The following is a 22,429-nucleotide window of genomic DNA, read 5'->3' on the forward strand; positions in this document are numbered from 1 at the left end:
CCCTGCGTGAGGGGGCCGGCACTCGATTGTCAAGAAAAAAAATGGCGGTGCCCGCATCGACGTGCGGCACCGCCATTGTGCGTCAATTATTGTTTATTTATCTTTTTTCGTCTTTTCAAGTTGTTTTTTCAACGCATCGCAAGCCAGGTCGACAGCCTCCTCAAAGGTATCGGCAGTCTTGCAGGCAAACAAGTCGTCGTGCTGCGGTACCACGAGCTTGATGCCGGCTTCCTTGTTCATTGCGGTTTCGGGTTTCACTACTTTGAGGTTAACCTCGACCAGGGAGATTTCTTCGTGATGCTTGATGAGTTTTTCGGCCTTCTTGTTGATGAATTGCTCGAGTTTCTCCGATGCATCGAAGTGAATGGCTTTAATCTTAACTTCCATGTTATCCTCCTTTTTTTAGTGCCCTTGGATGGGCGTGTTTGTAATTATTGATCAGTTCACTGAATGTGATATGGGTGTAGACTTGCGTTGCCGCAAGCGATTCATGTCCCAGCAGTTGCTTCACGCTGTCGATGTCGGCCCCATTGTTGAGCATGGCGCTGGCAAAGCTGTGACGCAGCACGTGGGGGCTGAGCTTGCCCGTGCCGCCAGCCTGCTGCAGGGCCTGGTGCACCACGCGGTACACGAGCGATGGATACAGCGGCGCTCCCTTGGCCGTGAGGAAAAAGGCCTCGCAGCCACGTGCCACCTGCCGGTCGCGCAGCTGGCGGTAGAGCGTGATGGCCCTGGCCAGCTCGGGGCCGAAGGGCACGATGCGGTCTTTGTCGCGCTTGCCGTGCACCTTGAGCTCGCCGCGGGCGGTGTCGACAGCGGCGTCGCGCAGCCCTATGAGCTCGGCACGGCGCATGCCCGTGTCGTAGAGCATCATCACGATCAGGCGGTCGCGCACGGCCTCGTAGTCGGCAGTGTCGACAGGACTGTCGAGCAGGGCGTCGAGTGTGCTCTCGCGCAGGTAGCAGGGCAGCACCCTGGGCAACTTGGCCAGCTCGAGGCCCACTGTGGGGTCGGCGGCCACATCGCCACGGCGCAGCAGCCACTTGTAGTAGGCCCTCAAGGCTTGTATCTTGCGGCGCATGGTGCGCGCACCGTCGTGGCGACGCGCCAAGTCGACCATCCAGGCCCGCACGTCGCTGGCCGTGACGCTGCGGGGCTCGAGCGGGCGCTTGCCCCCCGTGAGGAAATCGCCAAACTGGCGCAGGTCGCTGCCATAGGCCTTCACGGTGAGGGGCGACAAATTGCGCTCATAGCGTGTGTATTGCAAGAATTTGTCAAACATATACGTCATGGTGCTTTCTTCACTTGGCTACGAATTTATGTAATTTCGATTAAAAAAGCAAATAAAACGGGCAAAAAAAGTACTTGTTTTTGTGTGTGCGGCCGCCCCAGCACCCCGGCACACACACGCGATGCGCCCGCCTGTGGTCACGGGCGGGCGCATCGTGTGATGGAGTGAGATGTTGTGGCGCGTTACTTGTTGTTGATAAACTTGCGCACGGCGGTGCTGCCGTCGGTGTAGCGGGTCACCGCCACATTCATGCCCTCGAAGGGGGTCGTGCTCGACATGCCAGCCAGGTTGTAGAAGGTGACGCCGCTCACCACGCGGGCGACCTCGACCTGGCTCACGGCGGTCACCGCGGCATCGTAGTTGGGGGCAAACCAGTGCGACACCTTGTAGACATAGCCCTTGTCGCTCACCAGGTCGCTCATGAGCGACCTGTAGCCCACGTTGGCATCGTTGTTGACCACAAAGATGTCGACGATCATCCAGGGCGAGGTCTTGCCGTCGACAGCGTGCTCGGGGTCGGCCAGGTTGTTGAACACCATGTTCTTCACCAGCACGGGCAGCGTGCCGCTATACCACTTGGCGGCGGCAATGGCGTGGGTGGTGATGTCGGCATCGCTGGCAAACTGGTGCTGGGCGCCGTTGAGCAGGTAATAGGCATAGTCGGCGGTGTAGGTGTCGAGGTCGGTGCCGTCGGCCTCGCCGTTCCAGGCGCGCAGGCGTCGCGGTGCCGGGCTGGTCGTGCCGGCTGCCGCGATGGCCTTGTTATACTCGCCGCGAGTGAGGTAGGTGTAACCGTCCTGCGAGTTGTAGTCGGGGCTGTCGACGTCGGTCTTCTTGCGCAGCATCACGACGGCGTTGTACTGCTGGGCGGTGGCGGCATCGGGCATCACGGCCACGTTGAGGTTGATGTTGACCTTGCGCAGGAAGGTGGTGTACCAGTTGCCGGCCTGGCCTGTGGGATACAGGGCGGTGCCGTTGTAGTCGACCAACTGCGCCACAGCGTTGTCGTTGACCACCTCGGCCTTGTTGACGGCCGCCTCAACAGTGCCGAAGCTCAAGTCGTCGCTGGCCTGGGGGAAGGCCGAAGAAGCCTTGTAGCGGGTTTGGTCGCCGCCCGTCCAGCCGGTGTAGTAGCGGGTCCAGTCGCGCGACACGGTCTTGCCGTCGTCGTCTTTCAGGTTCTGGGCGCTGTTGAAAAGCGAGAAGTACACCTTGCTCATCAGGCTCGAGTTGATGTTGACCTCGTACCAGGCATAGATGACCAGCGTGTTGCCGTCGTCGTAGTTGTTGGGCACATCGGCAACAGTGGGCATGTTGAACTGTATCTGATAGGTCGACATCGCAGTTGCGCCCAGCTTCTTGTAGATGGCATCGGTCGGGCTATACCGGTTGTTGGCCAGGTCGGCCCCCAGGTCGAAGCCCACAAAGCGATAGCCGTCGGCAGCCGGGGCGTTGACCGTGACCGCAGTGCCCTTGCCCACCACGAGCACTTCTTTCTCGCCCTTCTTCTGGCCGAAGGCCGAGATCGAGATGTCGCTGCCGCAACTGCTGAGCGGCTTGGCAATGACCATGACGCGGCGCGTGGGCGTGACATAGAAGTAGTTTTCGGTGACCGTGGTCGACGGCTTGTAAACGCCGGCCTGCGTGGTGGTGTAGCAATAGGCGCTGGCCTGCACATGAGTGCCGTTGGCCACCTGGATGGTGCCCAGGCCATACTTGGTGGCCAGCTGCTGGAGCATGGCTGCCGTGTAGGTGTGCGGGCCCTCACCCTTGAAGTCGTCTTCCATCGTCCAGGTCTTGCTGCCCGTGTCGATAGCGAAGGTGACGTGGGTGTAGAGGTGGTCGCGGTCGATGCCGGCATCGCTCTGGCGCGAGGTCACAGTCACGTCTTGCAACGTGTTGTAGACGCTGTAGTCGTAGGTGGTGCTGGCCGGGGCAATCACTGGCGGGTCGAGGGCAATCTTGTCTTGTGCCTTCTCGCTGGCAATCACGTCGCCTATGCGCAGGTTCATGTACACGGTCTCCATCATGTAGTCGCCGCGGGTTTCGTTGTTGATGTTGATACGCACCAGCGTGGGATATTCCTCAAAGAGGATGCCCAGTGTGCCGTCGGCCTGCTGGGTGAACGAGCTGTACTGCGCCGTTTCCTCGCGAGCGGGCTCGGTGCCATAGGGGTCGCTGATGATGAGCGACGGGGTCCACTGCGGCGTGCCGGCGCCAGGATTGACCTGCGAGCGGTAGATGGCCAGGCCCGAACGGGCGCTGGCTGTGCTGCCCACACCCGTCTGCAACGTGGTGGGTATCGTGTGCAGGTAGTACGCGTCGCCGCCCTGGGCGGTGTAGGCGATCATCTCGCCGTTGGTGGCCATCTGCAGGCTCATGCCGCAGGAGCCCAGGCTCGAGACAGTAAACCTATTTCTCGAGTTGTTGTAGGTGAGCGTGGCAAAATTGCGGTACTTGTAGCTGGAACTGCCACTGCGTGTCGACATCAGGAAGGTGTTGTCGCCCGTCTGGAGCAGGTGGGCCTCGTCGTCGCTGCCGGTGATGTTCAGGCGGCCATCTTTCTGCACGCCAGTGCCTTTGGCCGTGATGCGCGACCAGGAGTCCTGGGCCGGGTCATAGCACAGGAAGAAATTGCCCTGCACCACTGAGCCATATCGTGTGGCATAGCTCCTGAAGCAGGCCAGCACCTTGCCCTTGAGGCTGCCCCGGCCTACGAGCAGCATGTTGCCAGGAGCGATGCAGCCACGGTAGGTTTTATATAGATTCTCGGGTATCTGCTTGAGCGCGCTCCACGTCTGGCCGTTGTCGTGGCTCACGGTGTACCAGTTGGTCGTGGGCTTGGACGAATTATTGCCGCTGATGCGGTAGCCGTGCACCATGGTGCACATGAGGTCGCCGTTGGGCAGGGCCACCAGGGCGGCATCGCCATAGCCGTTGGTTTTGGCACAAGTGGCGGCGCTCATGTTCTCGGTCCCGCCCGACCCCTTGGCGATAGTCACGGGCGAGCTCCAGGTGCGGCCGCCGTCGGTCGAGCGGCGGGCCAGCATGTCGATATCGTTCTCGATGTCGTGGATGTGATACTTGCGGGCGTCGCTTATGCTCACCAGCGAGCCGTCGCTGGCCGTGGCAATCGAGGGGATGCGGTAGAACTTGGAGTAGTAGTCGCCCGGGGCATAGAGCACCTTGCGCACGGGCACAAGCACCCGCGAGCCGTACTGCTTGGGCGTGCCCTGGGGCGAGATGGCGGCGCTGCCCATCTTGGTGATGTTGGCACCTATCTCGGTATAGTGCTTGAGCGGGCCGCCTATCTCGGGGAGCTTGTCGAGGCTCACCTGCTTGATGTCGGCCGTGATGTAGATCACATAGCTGGTACCGCTCTTGAGGGCCACATTCGACGTGAGCGACTGGGTGGCACTCTCCAGGTCGCTGGTTTGGGCCAGCAAGATGGCATCGCTCTTGTTCACCGGGTCGCGGTAGTCAAACACCTTGGCAAAGGTGGTCGCCACCTGAGTGGGCTGTGTGGTGTTGGGACCCGCCGAGTACTGGGAGCCGTCGTAGACCCGCGCCCACACGCACACGCGGCTCACGAAGTCGCGGTAGGTGGCCATCTTGGAGGCGTCGGTCACCCAGCGCTGCCCGCCCAACAGGGTGAAGCCAATCTCGGGCTTGGAGCCGTCGCCAGTGTACTCGCCGAAGGCCAGCACCTCGTTCTGGTTGCCCAAACCCACGTAGCCCACCTCCTGCCACACTTTGCCGGCCTTGAAGCTGCCCGTGCTGGCAAAGTTGGCTGCATGCCCGGCCACAGTGGCCGCTGCAATGCACAAAACAATCAACATCTGTTTCACTAATAGTTTCTGTATCATAAAATAGTTCACTTTGGTAATGCAAAAACAATAAAAAAACTCTACGTCGAGTTCCATTCACCCCCTTGGCTACAAGCCGCCAGAATGCAATGGACGCGCCTGTTTATTCTAAAATTTACTACAAAATTACTAAAAAAGAGAGAAAAAAACGAAAATCAATAGGGTTTTTTGGACCACAAAAGGGAAAATTGTACCAAAAACGGCGACGGCGACGAGGGCACGCGCTCCCCCGCTACAGAACATTAAAAGAAAATAGTGGGCGGCAGTCATCGAAAGACTGCCGCCCACCGCGGGAATTATAATCACTTAAGCAGGATTTAGCGCATCGACGTTTATTTCTTGGTCATCGTGAAATAAGCCTTGCCGTCGCACAGGGCATAGAGCTTGACCAGATAGGTGCCGCCCTCGGCAAGCGCCATGTCGGCGCCACCCTGCACGAGGTTGCTGGGCGAGCCGCCCCAGTTGTAGACCCAGTCGTGGTTGGCACGGAACTTCATCTTGCCGGCGTTGAGCGTGGCAGTAGCCTCCCAGCAGCCGTCGGCAACATTGTAGGTAAGCTCGGTGTCGTGGTCCCAGTTGCCGTTGACGGTGCCGATGATGCTTATCGTGTTGATGGGGGTCACCTCGTATTGCATCTTGGTGAGGTCGACCTTCATTGCATAGTAGCCAGCCTTGGCAGGGCCGCAGTTCACCTCGCCCTCTTGCACGAGTTTGCCCAGGGCGCCACCGTCCTGCTGGCCCCAGTCGCCATTCCAGTCGTTCTCGTTGGGTCTGAACTTGTACCCGCCGTTGAGGTAGGCAAAGCCCAGATACACGCCGTTGAACTTGGGCGAGGCCAGCGGCACCACCGTCGACCAGCTTGTGTTGTCGCCTATCTCGTAGATGTACTGCGAGAAGCTCACACCCTCGTAGCTCCAGGTCTGGTCGAGCAGGTTGAAGGTGAACTTGTAGAACTTGAAGTTGCCGTCGAGCTTGGTGGCAACGATGTTGCCGCCAGCATTCTTGTCGGCAAGCTTGCCCTCGGCGCCGCCGACAGCGGCCGTCACACACTTGGTCCAGTCGCCGGTGCCAATCATCGATGCCGGCGTGAGCTTAAACTCCAGGTTGTTGCCAGCAGCAAAGACGGGCTCAAGCTTCTCGTAGGGGATCAGGATAGAGAACACGGGGTCGTCGTAGGGGTCGCCGCCGCCGTTGACCACTTCAAAGTCGGTATTGGCGTTTTCCCAATTGTTGATGTTGCCCGTGATGTAATACTTGGTGTCGATTTCGGGAGCCTGGGGAACGATGACGTCGGTCACCGTGCCGGCATTGATCTTCACAGCGGCGCCATCTTTCATGGCCCACACATAGACCACGCCAGTCAACTTGCGAGCCACGGGGCGCTTGCCATACCAGCCAGCGACCATCGACTGAAGGTCGGAAGCACTGGCCAGGCCAGTAACGTCGGTGGTGAGGCTGTAGGGCGTGACAGCGTCGCCGCCGTTGAGCTCAAGGGGCAGGAACTCGACACGGGCCTGCGACAGGTCGTAGCCCTCGGGCAGCGTGGCAGTGCTCAGGCTGAACACGCTCATCTGGGCCGTGTCGAGGCCCACCGAGTTGAGGTTGATTGTGTCCACGCTCGAGGCTGTGAAGCCCGGGATGGTGATGGCCGTTTCCTCGCCGTTGCCCAGCGGATCGGCCCAATCGTCGTAATCACCGTTACAACTTGCCAGCAGCATTGTCGTAGCGGCCAGTAAAAATATTTTCTTCATAACTTTATTCATCGTGATAAAATTGAATCAAGAGCGGGAAGCGCGCGGGCGCCAGCCCGCTCTTGTGGGAGTTAATAACTTTTTATTGTGCTACGAAGTAGTAGTAACCAGTGATATCATTGAAGTAGACGGTATAGGTGCCGTCGGCAGTCACATTGATATTGTCGCCGCCCAGCTTGCCAATGCCGTAGGGGAACACCGTACTGCCCCAGCTTGTGGTCCAGGCGCCGTCGGCAGCAAACTTGAGCTGCTGGCCGGCCTTGAGCTCGACGGTAGCGGTCCAGTCGTGGTTCTCGGTTGCGAGCGGGTTCTTGGCGGTCATGACATTGCTTGTGGGATCCCAGCCGTCGCCAGGCTGATAGCTGCCCGGCATGGAAATTTGCGTGAACACGCTGGGAGTGATGCCGTCGACAGCAGTGATCGAGAGCTTGTCGGTAGCCGTGTTGAGCACCACCTTGTAGTAGCCGGCAGTGGCGATGGTGAAGTTCTTGGCGCCGCCGTCGTTCTTGACAGGGTTGTCGAGGCTGCCGTCGGAGCTGCCCCACTGGATGTCCCAGTTGCCAATGATGTTGACCAGCTTGAACTCGGTGCCGGCAGGCAGGAAGCCTTCCCACTCAATCTCGCCACGGCCCGTCTTCTTGTCGTAGTCGTTGCCGTACACAGGCAGCAGCGGCACGGTGCCGGCCTCGCTATTCTTCCAGCCGCCGTCTTCGGCGCCGATGTTGTTACCCACCAGGTACCACAGCTCGAGAGGAGCATCCTTGAGCTCTACATAGTAGGGGTTGACCATGACTTGCACAGTATTGGAATACACAGTCGAGGTCACGCCGCCGGGGCCTGGAGTCTGAGCCTTGCAGCGCACAAACACGGTGTCGACCTCGGGCACAGCGTCTTCTTTCCACTTGCTCAGGTACTCGAGAGCAGTAGCCAGCTTGGCGGCATCGATACTGCCGCTGGGCGTGTGATAGGCATCGTCGAGGATGTAGTAGTCGGCCACTGTGGCGCCAGTCTTGTCGGCGTCGGCAGTCACATTGCTGGTGGTCCAGCTGTCGGTCGAAGAGACCTCAAAGCTGTAGTTCACGGCCACAGGATAGGCCTTGGCGCTGCCGGCATAGTTGGGCTGCGACCAAGTGAAAGGCAGTGTTTTGGAATTGGCGAGATCGATTGCATTGGGTGCCCACGACGGCGTGTTGAGCGTGAATGTAGAGGGCTCAACAAACGTAGGGTTGGAATCGTTGTCATCGCTACATGCTGTGAGCATGGCCAGGCAGCCAAGCAGCAGCAGTGTTGATTTGAATATATTTTTCATTGTTGTCGTTGTCGTTTAATGAAGAATTGAATTACACTTAACCCTGATAATTACTTATAGCCATCGTTCTGATGCAGGTTGGGGTTGGCAATGATGTCGGTGTTGGGCAGGGCAAAGATGCTGCGGTAGCTGTCGAAGTTGCGGCCGTTGTACACACCGCCCTTCCATTGCCACTTGTAGCCAGCATTGAGACCGGCATAGTCGCCGAAACGCTCGAGCGTGGTGCGGCGCAGGCCCTCGAAGTAGAACTCGCGCGACCACTCGTCTTCGATCTGGCCCAGTGTGTAGGTGCTGCGAGTGGCAGCATGGGCACGTGAGCGCAGAGTGTTGATGGCCTCAACAGCCTGGGCAGGAGCAGTGCCGTCGCCAGCCTTGCGGGTGAGTGCCTCGGCATAGATGAGGTAGGCCTCGGCCTTGCGCATCAAGAACACATTCATGTCGGGGAAGGTAGCATCGCTGGTGGGAGTGCCATCGGTGGTGAAGTTGGTGAACTTGCCGGTAGCATAGCCCGAAGCGAAGTTGTCGGGGTCGGTGATGTCGAGGGTGCGGCCCTTGGTGTCGAACAGGGCACGGTCGTCCTCGGCAGCCTCGACCACCTGGTAGCTGTAGCCCGAAGGAGCGTCGTCGTTGGGGAAGAATTTCCTGATGAGCTCAGGACGGCAGCGGTTGCCACCCCAAGCCTGTGCGGTCACACCGTTGACCGAGCGGTCCTTGGCATTGGAGAACCACTCGTCGTAGGCCAGGTCGTGCATGTCGCCGTCGTGGGTCGAGGCAATGAGGTAGAGGGCGCAGCCCCACGAGGTGGTGCGCTTGCCGTCTTGCAGAATGGGGAAGATGGCCTCGCGGTTGGCGCCGTTGGTGCCGTTGTCGCCCATGAAGAGCTTCTGGTAGGCCGAGAATTTCCACGTCTGGGTGCGCGACTCGCCATTGTAGGTGCTGGTCACCTCGTGGCTCGAGCCCTCGGTGCACAGCTCATAGCCCGAGTCCATGACCTTCTTGGCATAGCTGGCAGCCTGGTCGTAGTCGGGGGTGCCGGCATAGACGCCGCCGTTGAGGTAGAGGCGTGCCAGCAGCAGCCAGCCAGCTGCCTTGTCGACACGGCCCCAACGGTTGTCGCCCTTGGCGTGGGGGGCTGCATCGGCCAGCACGGCACTGTTGTCGCTGCCCTCGCCGCATATATCTTTGAGCTCGGTCACAAGCCAGTTGTAGAGGTCGGCACGCTTGATTTGCTCAGGTGCGCTGCTCGAGATGGTGGTTGTGAAAGGCACGTTGCCAAACTGATCCATCAAGAGGTAGTACTGATAGGCACGCAGGAAGCGCACCTCGGCGGTCATCACAGCGTCGCTGTCGCTGAAGGCCTTGAGATACTGGTTGCAATAGGCCACGCCCACGCACAGGCGGTAGTAAAGGCCGCGGGTCATGGGATGAGTGGCGTCGTAGGTGTTGTAGTTGAACTGCGGGATACCGTCGTCGCCCCACTTGCACATGGCCTCGTCGGTCGTGAGCTCCTGGCAGTTCCACAGCTGGCGGTACAGGCCCGAGGTGCCGCCGTCGATACCGTCGATATCGCAGTCGCCGTTGGCGCCGCCGTTGCCGGCTGTACCAAAGTTGGCATAGCACTTGTTGAAAAGTTGCGAAGCATAGACTTCGGTCTTTGTTCCTGGGTCGATAGGCGCCACGTGAAGATCGTCGGAGCAAGAAGCCAGACCCATCGACAGCATGAGAGCAGCTGCCGGAACGATATATTTAAAAATCTTATTCATTGTTGTAAATTCGCAATTAATGTGTGCACGATTAGAAACTTAAACTCAGACCCATAATCAGAGAGAACGGGCGTGGGTAAACCTGGTTGTCGATGCCACCGTCGACCTCGGGATCGATGCCCTTGTACTTGGTGATGGTGAACACGTTGCTTGCAGTGACATAGAAGCGGCCGCCTATGCCCTGGTAGTTGCCGCACTTAAACAGGTTGGCAAAGCTGTAGCCCAGGGTGATGTTGTCACACTTGAGGAACGAGGCGTTCTGCACCCAGTAGTCGCTCAGTGCGCCCTCGGTGGAGTTGGTCGTCCAGCCGTTTTCGATGCAGTACACAGGACGGTTCTGCAGGTAGTTGCCCGACACTTGCTCCATCATCGAAGTAGTGCCCACGTTGCGGTTGGTGGCCATGGCGTCGTTGTACACATAGTTGCCCAGGTTGGCACGGAAGCTCATGCCCAGGTCCCAATTCTTGTACTCCAGGCGGGTAGCCAGGCCAAAGCGCCAGGGAGCATTGGGCGACTTGTAGAAGTAGCGGTCGGCCTCAGAGATGACGCCGTCGCCGTTGCGGTCTACATACTGGCCCTCGACGGTCTTGCCGTTTTGGTCATACACCTGCTGGTACACATAGAAGCTGCTCATGGGGTGACCCACGGCGTGAGCCTGCACATATTGTCCGGTACCGCTCGAGATGCCGCCAGTCTCAACATAGAAGTTGGGGTCGGTGCTCACAAGCTCGGTAATCTTGTTGCTGTTGTAGGTGAGGTTGAAATCGATGTTCCAGCGCAGGTCGGCAGTGTTGATGGCCTTGTAGCTGATGCTGGCCTCGACACCGGTGTTGCGCATGCTGCCTATGTTGCGGTAGGTCTGGTTGCGGAAGTTGCTCATGGCAGCCACGCTGGTGTAGTTGATCAGGTCGGTGGTCTTGCGGTAGTACCAGTCGATCGAGCCGCTCAGCTTCTGGTTCCACAGGCCCCAGTCGAGACCCACGTTGGTCGTGGTGGTAGTCTCCCACTTCAGTGCGGGGTTGTAGGCATTGGGGCGGGCCATGGTGCCGTCGCCCGTGATATCGTAGAACGAACCCTGCACGCCGGTGTTGATTGCATAGTTGGCATAGTAGCTGTAGTCGCTGATGCCTTCCTGCTGGCCGGTCTTACCCCAGCCCAAGCGCAGCTTGAGGTCGCTCAGTGCGGTAGCGTTCTTCAAGAAGCTCTCCTTGTTGATGGCCCAGGCCAGAGCGGCGCTGGGGAAGTAGCCCCACTGCTGGTTGTCGAAGCCCTTGAGCCAGTTGAAGCGCGAAGAGCCGTCGGCACGGAAGGTGAAGGTGAGGAAGTAGCGCTCGGCATAGTTGTACTGCATACGTCCGAAGTAGGACTCCAGGTAGTTCTCGGTGCGGTAGCCCTTGCCGCTGTTTTGCAGGGTCACGATGTGGGTGGTGCCAGCCAGTGGGGTGACATTGCCGGCATCGTCGGTGGCAGTGAGTGCCGAGTTGTCGGGGTACTTATTGATATAGTAGGAGTTCTCCTTGCGCCAGAAGTGCTGCCACTCGTGGCCGGCCATGATGTCGAAGTGGTTCATGTCGTCGAAGTCCTTGTAGTACTGGAGATACTCACTCCAGGTGAGGTTCTCCTTGGTGCCGTTGGCCCAGCCGTAGCTGCCCCAGTAGCTGGCTTGCGGGCAACCGGGAAGCACGTCGGTGTTCTGCTTGCCGCCCGAGAAGTCGCCACCTATTGTGGTGTGCAGGCGCAGGTCTTCAAAGCCGTGCACCTTGTAGTCGATATCGGCGCTGCCGTTGAAGTCGTGGCTGTGGGCGCGGTCGTTCTTAAGCTCGAGGATGGCCACAGGGTTGCGCGGGGCGTTGGTGTTGGTCACCACGGGCCAGGCGCTGTCGCCCAGGTCGCTGTTGGACGAGGTCCACTCAAAGTAGTTGTTGAAGTTCTCGAAGCCGCTGGCCACGCTCACGGGCTGTGTAGGATCTATGCGCAGGGCGTTGCTTATGGCACCGCCGTCGGCATAGTGGTTCTTGCCCCACATCCACTTGGCGTTCAAGTTCACCACCAGGTGGTCGTTGAGCAGCGAGGGGTTGAGGTTGGCGCTCACGGTGTAGCGCTTGAAGTCGGAAGTCTTGACGATACCTTGCTCGCCCGTGTAGCCCAGGCTCACGCGATAGGGCAGATACTTGCCCACCGAGCCGCTCACCTGCAGGTTGTGGTCGGTCGACCAGGCGGTGCGCAGGATTTCGTCCTGCCAGTCGGTGCTGGCAGTACCCAGCAGGCCCACAGCCGTGTCGTAGAGGCTGGAGCCGTCGTACACCTTCTTGACATAGTCGCGATACTCGTCGCCGCTCATCACGTCGATGGTCTTGCGCTTCACGCTCATGGTGACACTGCCGTTGTAGCTCACCTGGGGCTTCTGGCCGCGGCGTCCCTTCTTGGTAGTGATGATGATGACGCCGTTGCTGCCGCGGCTACCGTAGATGGCGGTTGCCGAGGCGTCTTTCAAGACGTTGAAGCTCTCAATGTCCAGAGGGTTGACCATAGACAGGCCGTTGGACATGCCCTTGATGCCGTTGTTGTCCATGGGGATACCGTCGATCACGACCAGAGGGTCGTTGCTGGCGTTGAGCGACGAGCCGCCGCGAATGCGTATCGTCGACTTGCCGCCAGGAGTACCGCCCTGACTGGTCACGCTCACACCGGCCACCTTGCCGGCAAGCAAGTCCTGGGCGTTGACCACGACACCCCTGTTTTTGGTGTCGGGCTTGATAGCCGTTACCGAACCCGTAAGGTCGCTCTTCTTGGCGACACCGTAACCGATGACCACCACCTCGTTGAGCGATTGTGTGTTCTCGTTGAGAGTGATCACCAGGTCGGGGGCAGCCGAGACCGTAAGGGTCTCATAGCCCACCGAGGAAATTTGGAGCTTGGCTCCCTGGGCCACGTTACTAAGTGTGAAGTTACCGTCGAGATCGGTAGCTACACCCTGAGTAGCGTTGCCAACGACGCGCACACTGGCGCCGATCACAGGCTCGCCTTGAGCATCCTTAACATTACCATTCACAGTAATCTGTGCATAGGCTCCGATGGAAAGAAACAATCCCATCAAGAGGGCAAGAACCCGCAATGGGATTCTAATGTTTACCTGCTTCTTCATTACTTTTATTAAATTTTAAGTTTAAAACGTGAAAGATTTCAAGTTTAAGTTGATATACACATAAAATCTTGGTCAATTAGCTCATAAAGCTTAATTAGCACTGCAAAATTAGGTCATTACATTTTATTTAACGTTCTATTTTTCTGACAAAAACCTTATTTTTCTGTGCAAACGTTTGCACTTCTGCCCACACTATCGACAGTGGTAGTTTTTTAAATTTTTGGATATTATTTACGCAATCGTTTGCATGAATTAAATATTTTTTCTACCTTTGGCCTTGGATGGCGGATTCCAGAAGCAAGTGCAAAGTTACGCTATTTTTCTTTAATCATGTCTTTGGGCTTTCGAAATCCGTTTTTCTTTCTTGGCCTGTTGTTTAATTTTTCGATGATGCTCTTGACATATAGCCTTGAAATTCCCCTAAAGTCCGTCTTCTTCGGAATATATTGCCTGATGAGCCCGTTCATGTTCTCGATAGCTCCCTTCTCCCACGAGCAGTACGGATGTGCGAAGTAAACTTTCGTGTTAAGTTCCCTCGCAATGATTTCGTGTGCGGCAAACTCCGGCCCGTTGTCTGTCGTTATCGACCTTACAGGCAACCCGCTCTCCCGTATGAGTCTCACCACGGCATATGCCAGTGGAACGGCCTGCTTTCCCGTATCGAGTTTCTCCATGAGCATAAAGCAGCTCCTCCTCTCAACCAGAGTAACGATGGCACCTTTGCCTTCCTTTCCTACGATGGTGTCCATCTCCCAGTCTCCTATGGTCTGTCCATAGTCCGTTTCCGGTCTTTCGTCAATGGAGAGGCGGTTGGGAATATGCGCCTTGGTGGTAAGCAAGGACTTTTGCCTTGGTCTGCCTCCATGCCTGAGGTGCTTTCGGATGTTGTCCCCGTAATGTGGGGAAAGGGCCGCTATCCAGTTGTATATGGTTGACTTGGACACCGTGATGCCCTCTTTCTTGCCAAGCCATCCGGCGACTTCCTCCGGCGACCACTGCTCCTTACGGATAAGTTCAAAAACACGGCTGCGTACATAGGGAGCGATACGGCGATTGCCAGGTGTCCTGGCCTTGCGTCGTTTGACTTTCAATACGGCCGTACGTGCGTCATAAACGCCTTTAGCATTAGAATTACGCCTTCGCTCACGAGAAACCGTGCTTACTGACACACCAATAGTCTCGGCTATGAAACTAAGTGAGAATTTCGTTTGGAGTAGCACACTTATTGTGTATCTTTGCTCCGAGGTTAATTGTTTATACATCACAATACAAAATTAATTAATCTTAGGGAGGGGAACGAAAGATCTCCTCTTTTTTTGTATTGCTTAAGTTATCCGCCAATGCTCTTTGGGGGCTTCGCGCCCCCAGCCGCAAGGCAAACCTCCGCGGTGTTTTTCATGTTTTAATGCACCGCAGAGTTTTGCACTTCTAATTGGAATTAGCAGGATTGCTAACTAAACTAAATAAACCACAACAAATTGACCTATATCAAAAGGTGAAAACACAACAAAAGGGTTATAGGGCTGGACATTTCAATCCAGCCCTATAATTTTTCACCGAGGCGCCTACAGGGGCAGTGTTGTGGCTCATGTGGCTCAGGCAGGTCAAGACGCTAAGCAGAGAAATGAAGCACAGGCGGCGGCCTGCTGCCACTGCCGGCAAGACCGCCAAAAGGGCATGAAAGCAATCATAACCAACCGAGTTTACCTAACACAGAGGAGAGAAAGATACAATGAGTGAGAAGCAGCAAATGACGATGAAAGACATAGCCAGGATGCTTGGCGTGTCGGTGGCCACAGTGTCGCGCGCGCTCAAAGACAGTCCCAGCATAAGCCGCGAGCAGCGCGAGAAGATACAGCGCTTCGCCCGCGAGCACAACTACTTCCCCAACGTTGTTGCCGCCACCCTGCGCCACAGCAAGCTCGGCCCGGGCAAGGTGATAGGCGTGATCATCCCGCAGTTCACCCACTACTACTTCTCGTCGGTGCTGAGCGGCATCGAGGAGCAGGCCTATGAGCGCGGCTACCGCATCATTGTGGCACAAAGCAACGAGAAATATGAGCGCGAGGTGGAGATATGCAGTTCGCTCTACCAGAACAAGGTGTGCGGCATCATCGTGAGCCAGGCCAAGGACACCGAGAAATATGACCACTTCCAGTATCTCATCGACAACGGCGTGCCCCTTGTGTTCTACGACCGAATATGCGCCGGTATCAACTGCAGCCGCGTGGTGGTCGACGACTACCAGGGCAGCTACCGGGCGGTGAACTATCTCATAGGGCGGGGATGCAGGCGTGTGGCCTTCTTCGGCTCGCCGCTGAACATGGAGATAAGCAAGAACCGCTACAACGGCTACAAAGATGCCTTGGTGCACAGCGGCCTCAATCTCGACGAGAGCCTGGTGAAAATATGCGACAACCGCGACGAGGCCGAGCGCACCGCCCCGGGCCTGCTCGCTCGCAAAGACCGGCCCGACGGCTTCTTCTGCGTCAACGACGACACGGCCATAGGCGTGCTCTACACAGCCAAGCGCATGGGGCTCGACGTGCCCCGCGACTTGCAGATATGCGGTTTCACCAACGGCTACCGTGCCGTGGCCTGCGACCCCCAGCTCACCACAGTGGAGCAGCGAGGCGTGGAAGTGGGCCGCGAGGCTGCCGATGTGCTCATCGACATGGTCGAGGGCAAGTACCCCATCGACCACGCGGTGAAGCGCATCGTCAAGACCCGCCTGGTGGTGAGAGGCACTACCCGCTGAAAGCTGCCCTCTCTGTGTGTTCCATCGCCCCCAAGAAAAGACAGTCAAGGCGAGCGACCTGCCGTTGTGTGACACAGCAGGTCGCCCGCCTTGAAAAAAATTCTTTAATGATATAATGTGTGTGTGCTATACATAATCACTCGCTGCGACCAGCCACAGCACGGCCACACGCGCCTGGCACGAGGTTGCTGCTGCCGCCTGCACCGAGCCCGTGAGCACACGATTGTCACAGCAGCGCCACTCTCACCGTGGCATAGCCGTCGAGCACAACCAGCGACGTGGCCGCCGGAATGAAGATGTGGTCGCCCGGCTCTATGCTGGTCTCGCGGCCGGTGTTGTCGGTCATCACCAGGCGCCCCGTCTCTACCGTGAGCAGCCTGAAGTTGTGCGGGCGAGGCATGGGCATGTCGTAGCTGTCGTCGACCGTGATGTGTTGCAGCTTGTAGCCTGGCTGCTTGGCCAGCTCAATGGCACTCTTCCCGCCTGTAGCAGCATAGAGCGCGGGGCCCAGCAGGTCCTCGCCGTATTTTTCTACAAGCTTGTTTATTGTGAGATCCTTATCGTCGCCGGCAGTTTCCACCTCGTCGCCCGTGATGCAGGCCACAACGCCGTCGTGATCGCTTTGGCCTCCCTCGAGAGCGATCGGCTTGAATTTAAATGGTCTTAATAATGTCATAACACAATGGTTTCAGAAGTCAATAGCTTCCTAACAGAAACTATGGACACAAAGTTACACATTTTTTATTGATTTACGGGCACGAAACGGCACAAATCTTGGCAAAAAATTATTACTTTTGTTGCCCCGGCAGCCCTCCCGCCCACACGGCAGCGGGCGCGCTCGACGAGCACTGAGAGAGATACAACAAAACATATATATATATTACCGAAATGAAAATTACACTCAAGACTTGGGCCGCTGCCCTGGCACTGCTGTGCACAGGAGCGACGGCCATGGCACAGACTGTGCAGCCCGCTCGGCCGCGGCTCGTGGTGGGCATCGTGGTCGACCAGATGCGATGGGACTACATGTACTACTACGGGCAGCGCTACGACGGAGGCGGCTTTGCGCGCCTGCTGGGCGAGGGCTTTGCCTGCCAGAACACGATGGTCGACTATGTGCCCACCGTCACGGCCTGCGGGCACTCAACCATTTTCACCGGTGCCACGCCAGCCTCGAGCGGCATCGCCGGCAACAGCTACCACATAGGGGGCAAATCCGTGTCGAGCGTGCAAGACGACAGCGAGGCCGGTGTGGGCACTACCAGCTCGCTGGGCAGGCGATCGCCACGCAACCTGCTGGTGACCACCGTGGGCGACGAGCTGCGACTGGCCACCGACTTCAAGAGCAAGGTGGTGGGCATATCGCTCAAGGACCGCGCTGCCATCCTGCCCTCGGGCCATGCGGCCAATGCCGCCTACTGGTATGACAAGAGCGTGCCGGCCTTTATCACCAGCACCTACTACATGCAGCAACTGCCCGCGTGGGTGACCCGTTTCAACCGCAGCCACGCTACCCTGCTGCGCAGCGACCTGTGGGGCAGCTGGCGCGGCGTGACGGCCAGCTTCGACATGGCTCTTGCCGCCGTCGACGGCGAGCAACTGGGCCAGGCTGCCGACCGCACCGACATGCTCACCCTGAGCGTGTCGACCACCGACATGAGCGCCCACGTGTATGGCACCCGCTCGCCGCGAGTCGACTCGTGCTACCTGGAGCTCGACCGCCAGCTGGCCAGGCTGCTCGGCCAGCTCGACCTGAAGGTGGGACGGGGCAACTATCTCGTGTTTCTCACGGCCGACCACGGGGGTACCAACAACGAGAAATATTCATCGGTCCACAAGCTGCCCGGCAGGCAACTCGACATGTGGGGCATGATCAAGCCCGTGAACCGTGCACTCAAGGCGCAGTTTGGCGTCGACAGTCTCATTACCGAGGTCAACGAGTACAGCATCTATGTCAACAACGAGGCCATTGCCCGCCACAGTCTCGACCGGCAGGCCGTGGTGGCGGCTGCCATGCAATGCTTTGAGTCGCAGGAAGGCATCGACCGCATGGTCGACCTCGACAACGTGGCTGCTGCCTCGATACCCCAGCCGCTCAAGGAGCGCCTCATAAGGGGCTACTACCCCAAGCGCAGCGGCCAGCTCTATGCCATACCCCTGCCGGGCTACTATGCCGGCAGCGGCGGCGACGGCTCCAATCACGGCACGCCCAGCGCCGACGACACCCACATCCCGCTCGTCTTCATGGGCTGGGGCATCGCCCATGGCGAGACCTTTGCCCGCACGGGCATGGTCGACATCGCCCCCACGGTGTGCGCCCTGCTCCACATCCAGATGCCCAGCGGTTGCATGGGCACGGCCATCACAGCCATCACCCAGTAGCCAAGGGCTGCCAGCAGTCCTGCCCCATGCCACACACACAGCAATGGCCTGCCACGCTTGCGAGCGGCGGCAGGCCATCGTTTTTTTTTAGCTGTATTTGCCGTTGCGACGGCACTCGCGGGTCACTTCTCGTCGTCGCGGGGATACCAGGTGCTGTACATCAAGTAGTTTTTGGCAATCTTGATGTTCATCTCGCGTGCCTGCGCCGGGTCGACCTTCTTCTTGAACTTGGCCGGGGCGCCGGCCCACAGCTCGTGGGCGCCCACCTTAGTGCCACCCAGCACCACGCTGCCGGCAGCGACGATGGCCCCCTCGCCTATCTCGGCATTGTCGAGAATGACGCTGCCCATGCCTATGAGGGCCATGTCGTGGATGGTGGCGCCGTGAATGACCACATTGTGGCCCACGCTCACGTCGTTGCCTATCACGGTCACGCTCTTCTCATAGAGCGTGTGGATGGTGCTGTTGTCCTGAATGTTGACGCGGTTGCCCAGCTTGATGGTGTTGACATCGCCACGCAGCACAGCACCATACCAGATGCTGCACTCGTCGCCCATTGTCACGTCGCCTATCACGGCGGCGTTGTCGGCCAGGAAGCAACCCTTGCCCATTTTGGGAGTGAACAACTTGCCGTTGTCGCGCTCCTTGCCTTGAATGCTCTTGATAATTGCCATATTATATATATTGTAGAATTTCTTGTTTTTAATAATAATTGTATTTCATTTTTTCACATTGCCGGGATGCTCAGCAGCCGCCACGGCAGTATTCTTTTTTTAGATAGCCTGCGTCTTGGCAGCCAGCCACTGCTGTTCCTCGGGGCTGAGCAGCGGACCCAGCTCGGCAAGCACGCGGGCATGGTAGTCGTTCACTTGCTTCACCTCCTCGGGGCTGAGCATCGACTTGTCGATGAGCCGGGTGTCGTAGGGCATCAAGGTGAGCACCTCAAACTTGTAGAAGTCGCCGTAGTCCTCATTGCTCATGGCCGGCACCACAAGCAGCAGGTTCTCGATGCGTATGCCATACTCGCCCGTCTTGTACAGCCCGGGCTCGTCGCTGGTGACCTCGCCCAGGCGCAAGGGAGCGGGGATATAGTTCATGCGTATCTGGAAGGGTCCCTCGTGACAGCCCAGGAAGTGCCCCACCCCATGGCCGGTGCCGTGGCCGTAGTTCAGGCCTTCCTGCCACAGCGGGCCATGGGCCAGAATGTCGAGCTGGCTGCCATAGGTGTTGTAGGGGAACACGGCACGGGCCAGGGCCAGGTGTCCCTTGAGCACAAGTGTGTAGTCGTGCCGCTGCTGGGCAGTGACATTGCCCAGCGTGATGGTGCGGGTGATGTCGGTAGTGCCATTCAGGTACTGGCCGCCTGTGTCGACGAGCAGCAGCCCGTCGGGCGCAAGGGTTGAGGCACTCTGCTCGCTGGCCTCGTAGTGCACGATGGCACCGTGCTCCTTGTAGCCCGCTATGGTGTGGAAGCTGTCGCCGCGGTAAAGCTCGCAACGGGCACGCTCCTGCTGTAGGCGGTTGTCGACGTCGAGCTCGGTGATGCCCTGGGCAGCGTTGGCCTCGATCCACATGAAGGCACGCACCAGCGCAGCGCCGTCGGCCTTCATGGCCTCGCGGTAGCCGGCAATTTCCACCTCGTTTTTCACCGCCTTGAGGTCGATGATGGGCGAGGCAATGTAAAGCTTGGAGCACATCAGGGCCTGCCCCAGCCTGTCGCTCACGCGATGAGGGTCGAGAGCGACAGTCAAGCGCTCGCTCACGTGCGAGAGAAACTTCTCGACCTCGTCATAGTCCTTCACCTTCACGTCGTGCTGCTTGAGGTGGTCTTTCACCTGCTTGGTCACCTTGTTCTGGTCGATAAAGAGCACACGGTCGTGGTTGGTGATGAAGGCATAGGCCATCACCACAGGCGTGTAGGCTACATCGGTGCCGCGCAAGTTGAAGAGCCAGGCAATCTCGTCGAGTGCCGTGACCAGCATGCCGTCGGCGCCGGCAGCCTTCACGGCGCGCATCACGCGGTCCATCTTGCTGTCGACGTCCTCGCCGTCATACTCCACAGGGTAGACGCTGGCAGGCCCCGAGGGCATCTCGGGCCGGCCAGTCCATATCGCGTCGCTGGGGAAAAAATCGGTGGCCAGCATGAAGCCGTTCTGGCCGCAGAAGTTCTCGAGCCGATTGGCCTCGACGAGGGTGAACATGCGCCCGTCGATAGCCACCAGCGCATCCTCGCCAAGCTCGCTGGCAAGCCACTCGTGCACAGTGGGCTCGCCAGGCACGCGCTCCTTGTACATGACAAAGCCGCTGTCGGCCAGTTGCTCCTGGGCTTGCAGGAAGTAGCGCGAGTCGGTCCACAGCCCGGCCTTGTCGAGCGTGACCACGGCCGTGCCGTTGTCGCCCGTGAAGCCGGTGAGGTATTCCCTATATTTCCAATAGTCGCAAGTGTATTCGCTCTGGTGAGGGTCGGTGCCAGGTATGATCACGGCATCCACATGCTTGCCGCGCATGTACTGGCGCAGTTCCTCAAGGTGTTGATAAGTGTCTTTACTCATTGGTGCAATATAATGTTGTTGTTATTTACAGGTATCAGATACAAAGTTACTACAAAAAAGTGAAATGCGGAAAGATATAGTGATAGAATTGAGTTACAAGGGTTTTAGTTGAAGTGGCGAAAATTCGTGAAGCCATTACAATCCCTGCCGAAGCCAAATCCTGACGCCGCAACGTTACTTGTTCGTAACCATGCCCGATAATGCGACAAACGGGTACGGATGGCGAAACAAGATACTAAAGTATAGTGAGCTACCGACAACTCACGCGAAAAATTTGGTTACGGAAAAAGATTGCTCCGTTCCTCCCTGTTTTGCGTACCGACACCGGACTCTTCACCAACTAATTTTGAAACCAAAAAAATTAAGGACGATGAAGAGTACATTTTCAGTAATCTACTACCTCAAGCGTCAGGTAGTGAAAAAAGACGGGACAGTTCCCGTCATGGGACGTATCACGGTGGACGGAAGCCAGACGCAGTTCAGCTGCAAGCTAACTGTCGATCCGAAATTGTGGGACACCAAAGGGGGGCGTGTCACGGGCAGAAGCGCGGCGGCACTCGAAACGAACCGTATGCTTGACAAGATGCGGGTACGCATCAACAGGCACTATCAGGAAATCATGGAGCGTGACAACTTCGTCTCTGCTGAAAAGGTGAAAAACGCTTTTCTTGGACTAGAACACCGCTACCACACGCTGATGCAGGTGTTCCGCCAGCATAACGAGGACTACGAGAAACAGGTGGAGGCAGGCATGAAAGCCAAAGGCACGCTGTTGAAGTACCGCACCGTTTACAAGCACCTGCAAGAGTTCCTTAGCATTCGCTACCATGTGAAGGACATCGCCCTGAAAGAGCTTACCCCGGCTTTCATCTCCGACTTCGAGATGTTCCTGCGCACGGACAAGCACTGCTGTACCAATACCATCTGGCTGTATGTCTGCCCGCTACGGACGATGGTGTTCATCGCCATCAACAATGAGTGGCTGACACGCGACCCGTTTCGCGAGTATGAAATCAAGAAGGAGGAAACGACACGCAGTTTCCTGACCAAAGACGAAATACGCCTGCTGATGGAGGGGAAACTGAAAAACGCCAAACAGGAATTGTACCGTGACCTCTACCTGTTCTGTGTGTTCACCGGGCTGTCGTTCTCGGATATGCGCAACCTCACGGAAGAGAATATCCGCACCTATTTCGACGAACACGAGTGGATAAACATCAACCGCCAGAAGACGGGGGTGGTGTCTAACATCCGTATGCTTGACATAGCGAAGCGCATCATCGACAAATACCGTGGGCTGTGCGAAAACGGCAGGATTTTCCCTGTACCCCACTACAACACGTGCCTTGCCGGAATCCGTGCCGTCGCCAAGCGTTGCGGTATCACCAAGCATATTACATGGCATCAAAGCCGCCACACGGCAGCCACGACGGTGTTCCTCTCCAACGGCGTACCCATCGAAACGGTCAGTTCCATACTGGGACACAAGAGCATAAAGACGACGCAGATTTACGCGAAGATAACCAAAGAAAAACTCAATCAGGACATGGAGAACCTTGCCGCAAGGTTAAACAACGTCGAGGAATTTGCAGGTTGCACCATCTAAAAAAGA

General features: G+C 57.7%; 14 protein-coding genes. 3 read left to right on the plus strand and 11 right to left on the minus strand.

The window, feature by feature from the left end:
- Positions 1-93: 93 nt before the first annotated feature.
- The 8 genes from GF423_RS04465 to GF423_RS04500 form a co-directional block, all read right to left on the minus strand.
- Positions 94-387, minus strand: a complete 294-nt coding sequence (locus GF423_RS04465) for an HPF/RaiA family ribosome-associated protein (protein ID WP_154327245.1) — start codon at positions 385-387, stop codon at positions 94-96.
- Position 388: 1 nt separating this feature from the next.
- A complete protein-coding gene (locus tag GF423_RS04470; RefSeq protein ID WP_206113371.1) occupies positions 389-1,282 on the minus strand; it encodes a tyrosine-type recombinase/integrase in 894 nt (297 codons plus the stop codon).
- A 191-nt stretch (positions 1,283-1,473) separates the two neighbouring features.
- Entirely contained in the window at positions 1,474-5,157 is a 3,684-nt protein-coding gene (locus GF423_RS04475) for a sialidase family protein (protein WP_206113373.1), read from the minus strand.
- Between the two features lie 332 nt (positions 5,158-5,489).
- Positions 5,490-6,908: an Outer membrane protein SusF domain-containing protein gene (locus GF423_RS04480; RefSeq protein ID WP_206113374.1), complete on the minus strand. Its 1,419-nt coding sequence runs from the start codon at positions 6,906-6,908 to the stop codon at positions 5,490-5,492.
- An 82-nt stretch (positions 6,909-6,990) separates the two neighbouring features.
- Positions 6,991-8,217, minus strand: a complete 1,227-nt coding sequence (locus GF423_RS04485; protein WP_154327249.1) for a SusF/SusE family outer membrane protein — start codon at positions 8,215-8,217, stop codon at positions 6,991-6,993.
- A 50-nt stretch (positions 8,218-8,267) separates the two neighbouring features.
- The gene (locus GF423_RS04490; protein ID WP_154327250.1) at positions 8,268-9,980 is read right to left on the minus strand and encodes a RagB/SusD family nutrient uptake outer membrane protein; all 1,713 of its coding nucleotides are present in this window, start codon (positions 9,978-9,980) and stop codon (positions 8,268-8,270) included.
- Positions 9,981-10,011: 31 nt separating this feature from the next.
- On the minus strand, positions 10,012-13,125 hold the full coding sequence (locus tag GF423_RS04495; RefSeq protein ID WP_154327251.1) for a SusC/RagA family TonB-linked outer membrane protein: 3,114 nt from the start codon (positions 13,123-13,125) through the stop codon (positions 10,012-10,014).
- A gap of 314 nt (positions 13,126-13,439) precedes the next feature.
- Positions 13,440-14,387, minus strand: a complete 948-nt coding sequence (locus GF423_RS04500) for an IS30 family transposase (protein ID WP_154326857.1) — start codon at positions 14,385-14,387, stop codon at positions 13,440-13,442.
- A 470-nt stretch (positions 14,388-14,857) separates the two neighbouring features.
- Between GF423_RS04500 and GF423_RS04505 the strand changes: the two genes are divergently transcribed.
- Entirely contained in the window at positions 14,858-15,883 is a 1,026-nt protein-coding gene (locus GF423_RS04505; RefSeq protein ID WP_154327252.1) for a LacI family DNA-binding transcriptional regulator, read from the plus strand.
- 226 nt (positions 15,884-16,109) lie between these two features.
- Here GF423_RS04505 and GF423_RS04510 read toward each other — a convergent pair whose 3' ends face one another.
- Complete coding sequence (locus tag GF423_RS04510; protein WP_154327253.1) at positions 16,110-16,559, minus strand: hypothetical protein; 450 nt, start codon at positions 16,557-16,559, stop codon at positions 16,110-16,112.
- A 212-nt stretch (positions 16,560-16,771) separates the two neighbouring features.
- Here GF423_RS04510 and GF423_RS04515 point away from each other — a divergent pair, with 212 nt between their 5' ends.
- Complete coding sequence (locus GF423_RS04515) at positions 16,772-18,265, plus strand: alkaline phosphatase family protein (RefSeq protein ID WP_235911541.1); 1,494 nt, start codon at positions 16,772-16,774, stop codon at positions 18,263-18,265.
- Positions 18,266-18,387: 122 nt separating this feature from the next.
- Here the strand turns inward: GF423_RS04515 and GF423_RS04520 are convergent, their stop codons facing one another.
- Both GF423_RS04520 and GF423_RS04525 read right to left on the minus strand, forming a co-directional pair.
- Positions 18,388-18,939: a gamma carbonic anhydrase family protein gene (locus tag GF423_RS04520; protein WP_154327254.1), complete on the minus strand. Its 552-nt coding sequence runs from the start codon at positions 18,937-18,939 to the stop codon at positions 18,388-18,390.
- A 99-nt stretch (positions 18,940-19,038) separates the two neighbouring features.
- Positions 19,039-20,817 carry an aminopeptidase P family protein gene (locus GF423_RS04525; RefSeq protein ID WP_154327255.1) on the minus strand — a complete coding sequence of 593 codons (1,779 nt, stop codon included), beginning with the start codon at positions 20,815-20,817 and terminating at the stop codon, positions 19,039-19,041.
- A gap of 370 nt (positions 20,818-21,187) precedes the next feature.
- Here GF423_RS04525 and GF423_RS04530 point away from each other — a divergent pair, with 370 nt between their 5' ends.
- Positions 21,188-22,423: a site-specific integrase gene (locus tag GF423_RS04530; RefSeq protein ID WP_154328978.1), complete on the plus strand. Its 1,236-nt coding sequence runs from the start codon at positions 21,188-21,190 to the stop codon at positions 22,421-22,423.
- Positions 22,424-22,429: the final 6 nt, after the last annotated feature.

Origin of the sequence: Sodaliphilus pleomorphus, from assembly GCF_009676955.1 — a bacterium.
Lineage (GTDB): Bacteria > Bacteroidota > Bacteroidia > Bacteroidales > Muribaculaceae > Sodaliphilus > Sodaliphilus pleomorphus.

Excerpts from the sequence above, each read along its gene's own strand:
- GF423_RS04465 (WP_154327245.1), bottom strand. The coding sequence starts at position 387 with ATGGAAGTTAAGATTAAAGCCATTCACTTCGATGCATCGGAGAAACTC.
- GF423_RS04470 (WP_206113371.1), bottom strand. The coding sequence starts at position 1,282 with ATGTTTGACAAATTCTTGCAATACACACGCTATGAGCGCAATTTGTCG.
- GF423_RS04475 (WP_206113373.1), bottom strand. The coding sequence starts at position 5,157 with ATGATACAGAAACTATTAGTGAAACAGATGTTGATTGTTTTGTGCATT.
- GF423_RS04480 (WP_206113374.1), bottom strand. The coding sequence starts at position 6,908 with ATGAAGAAAATATTTTTACTGGCCGCTACGACAATGCTGCTGGCAAGT.
- GF423_RS04485 (WP_154327249.1), bottom strand. The coding sequence starts at position 8,217 with ATGAAAAATATATTCAAATCAACACTGCTGCTGCTTGGCTGCCTGGCC.
- GF423_RS04490 (WP_154327250.1), bottom strand. The coding sequence starts at position 9,980 with ATGAATAAGATTTTTAAATATATCGTTCCGGCAGCTGCTCTCATGCTG.
- GF423_RS04495 (WP_154327251.1), bottom strand. The coding sequence starts at position 13,125 with ATGAAGAAGCAGGTAAACATTAGAATCCCATTGCGGGTTCTTGCCCTC.
- GF423_RS04500 (WP_154326857.1), bottom strand. The coding sequence starts at position 14,387 with ATGTATAAACAATTAACCTCGGAGCAAAGATACACAATAAGTGTGCTA.
- GF423_RS04505 (WP_154327252.1), top strand. The coding sequence starts at position 14,858 with ATGAGTGAGAAGCAGCAAATGACGATGAAAGACATAGCCAGGATGCTT.
- GF423_RS04510 (WP_154327253.1), bottom strand. The coding sequence starts at position 16,559 with ATGACATTATTAAGACCATTTAAATTCAAGCCGATCGCTCTCGAGGGA.
- GF423_RS04515 (WP_235911541.1), top strand. The coding sequence starts at position 16,772 with ATGAAAATTACACTCAAGACTTGGGCCGCTGCCCTGGCACTGCTGTGC.
- GF423_RS04520 (WP_154327254.1), bottom strand. The coding sequence starts at position 18,939 with ATGGCAATTATCAAGAGCATTCAAGGCAAGGAGCGCGACAACGGCAAG.
- GF423_RS04525 (WP_154327255.1), bottom strand. The coding sequence starts at position 20,817 with ATGAGTAAAGACACTTATCAACACCTTGAGGAACTGCGCCAGTACATG.
- GF423_RS04530 (WP_154328978.1), top strand. The coding sequence starts at position 21,188 with ATGAAGAGTACATTTTCAGTAATCTACTACCTCAAGCGTCAGGTAGTG.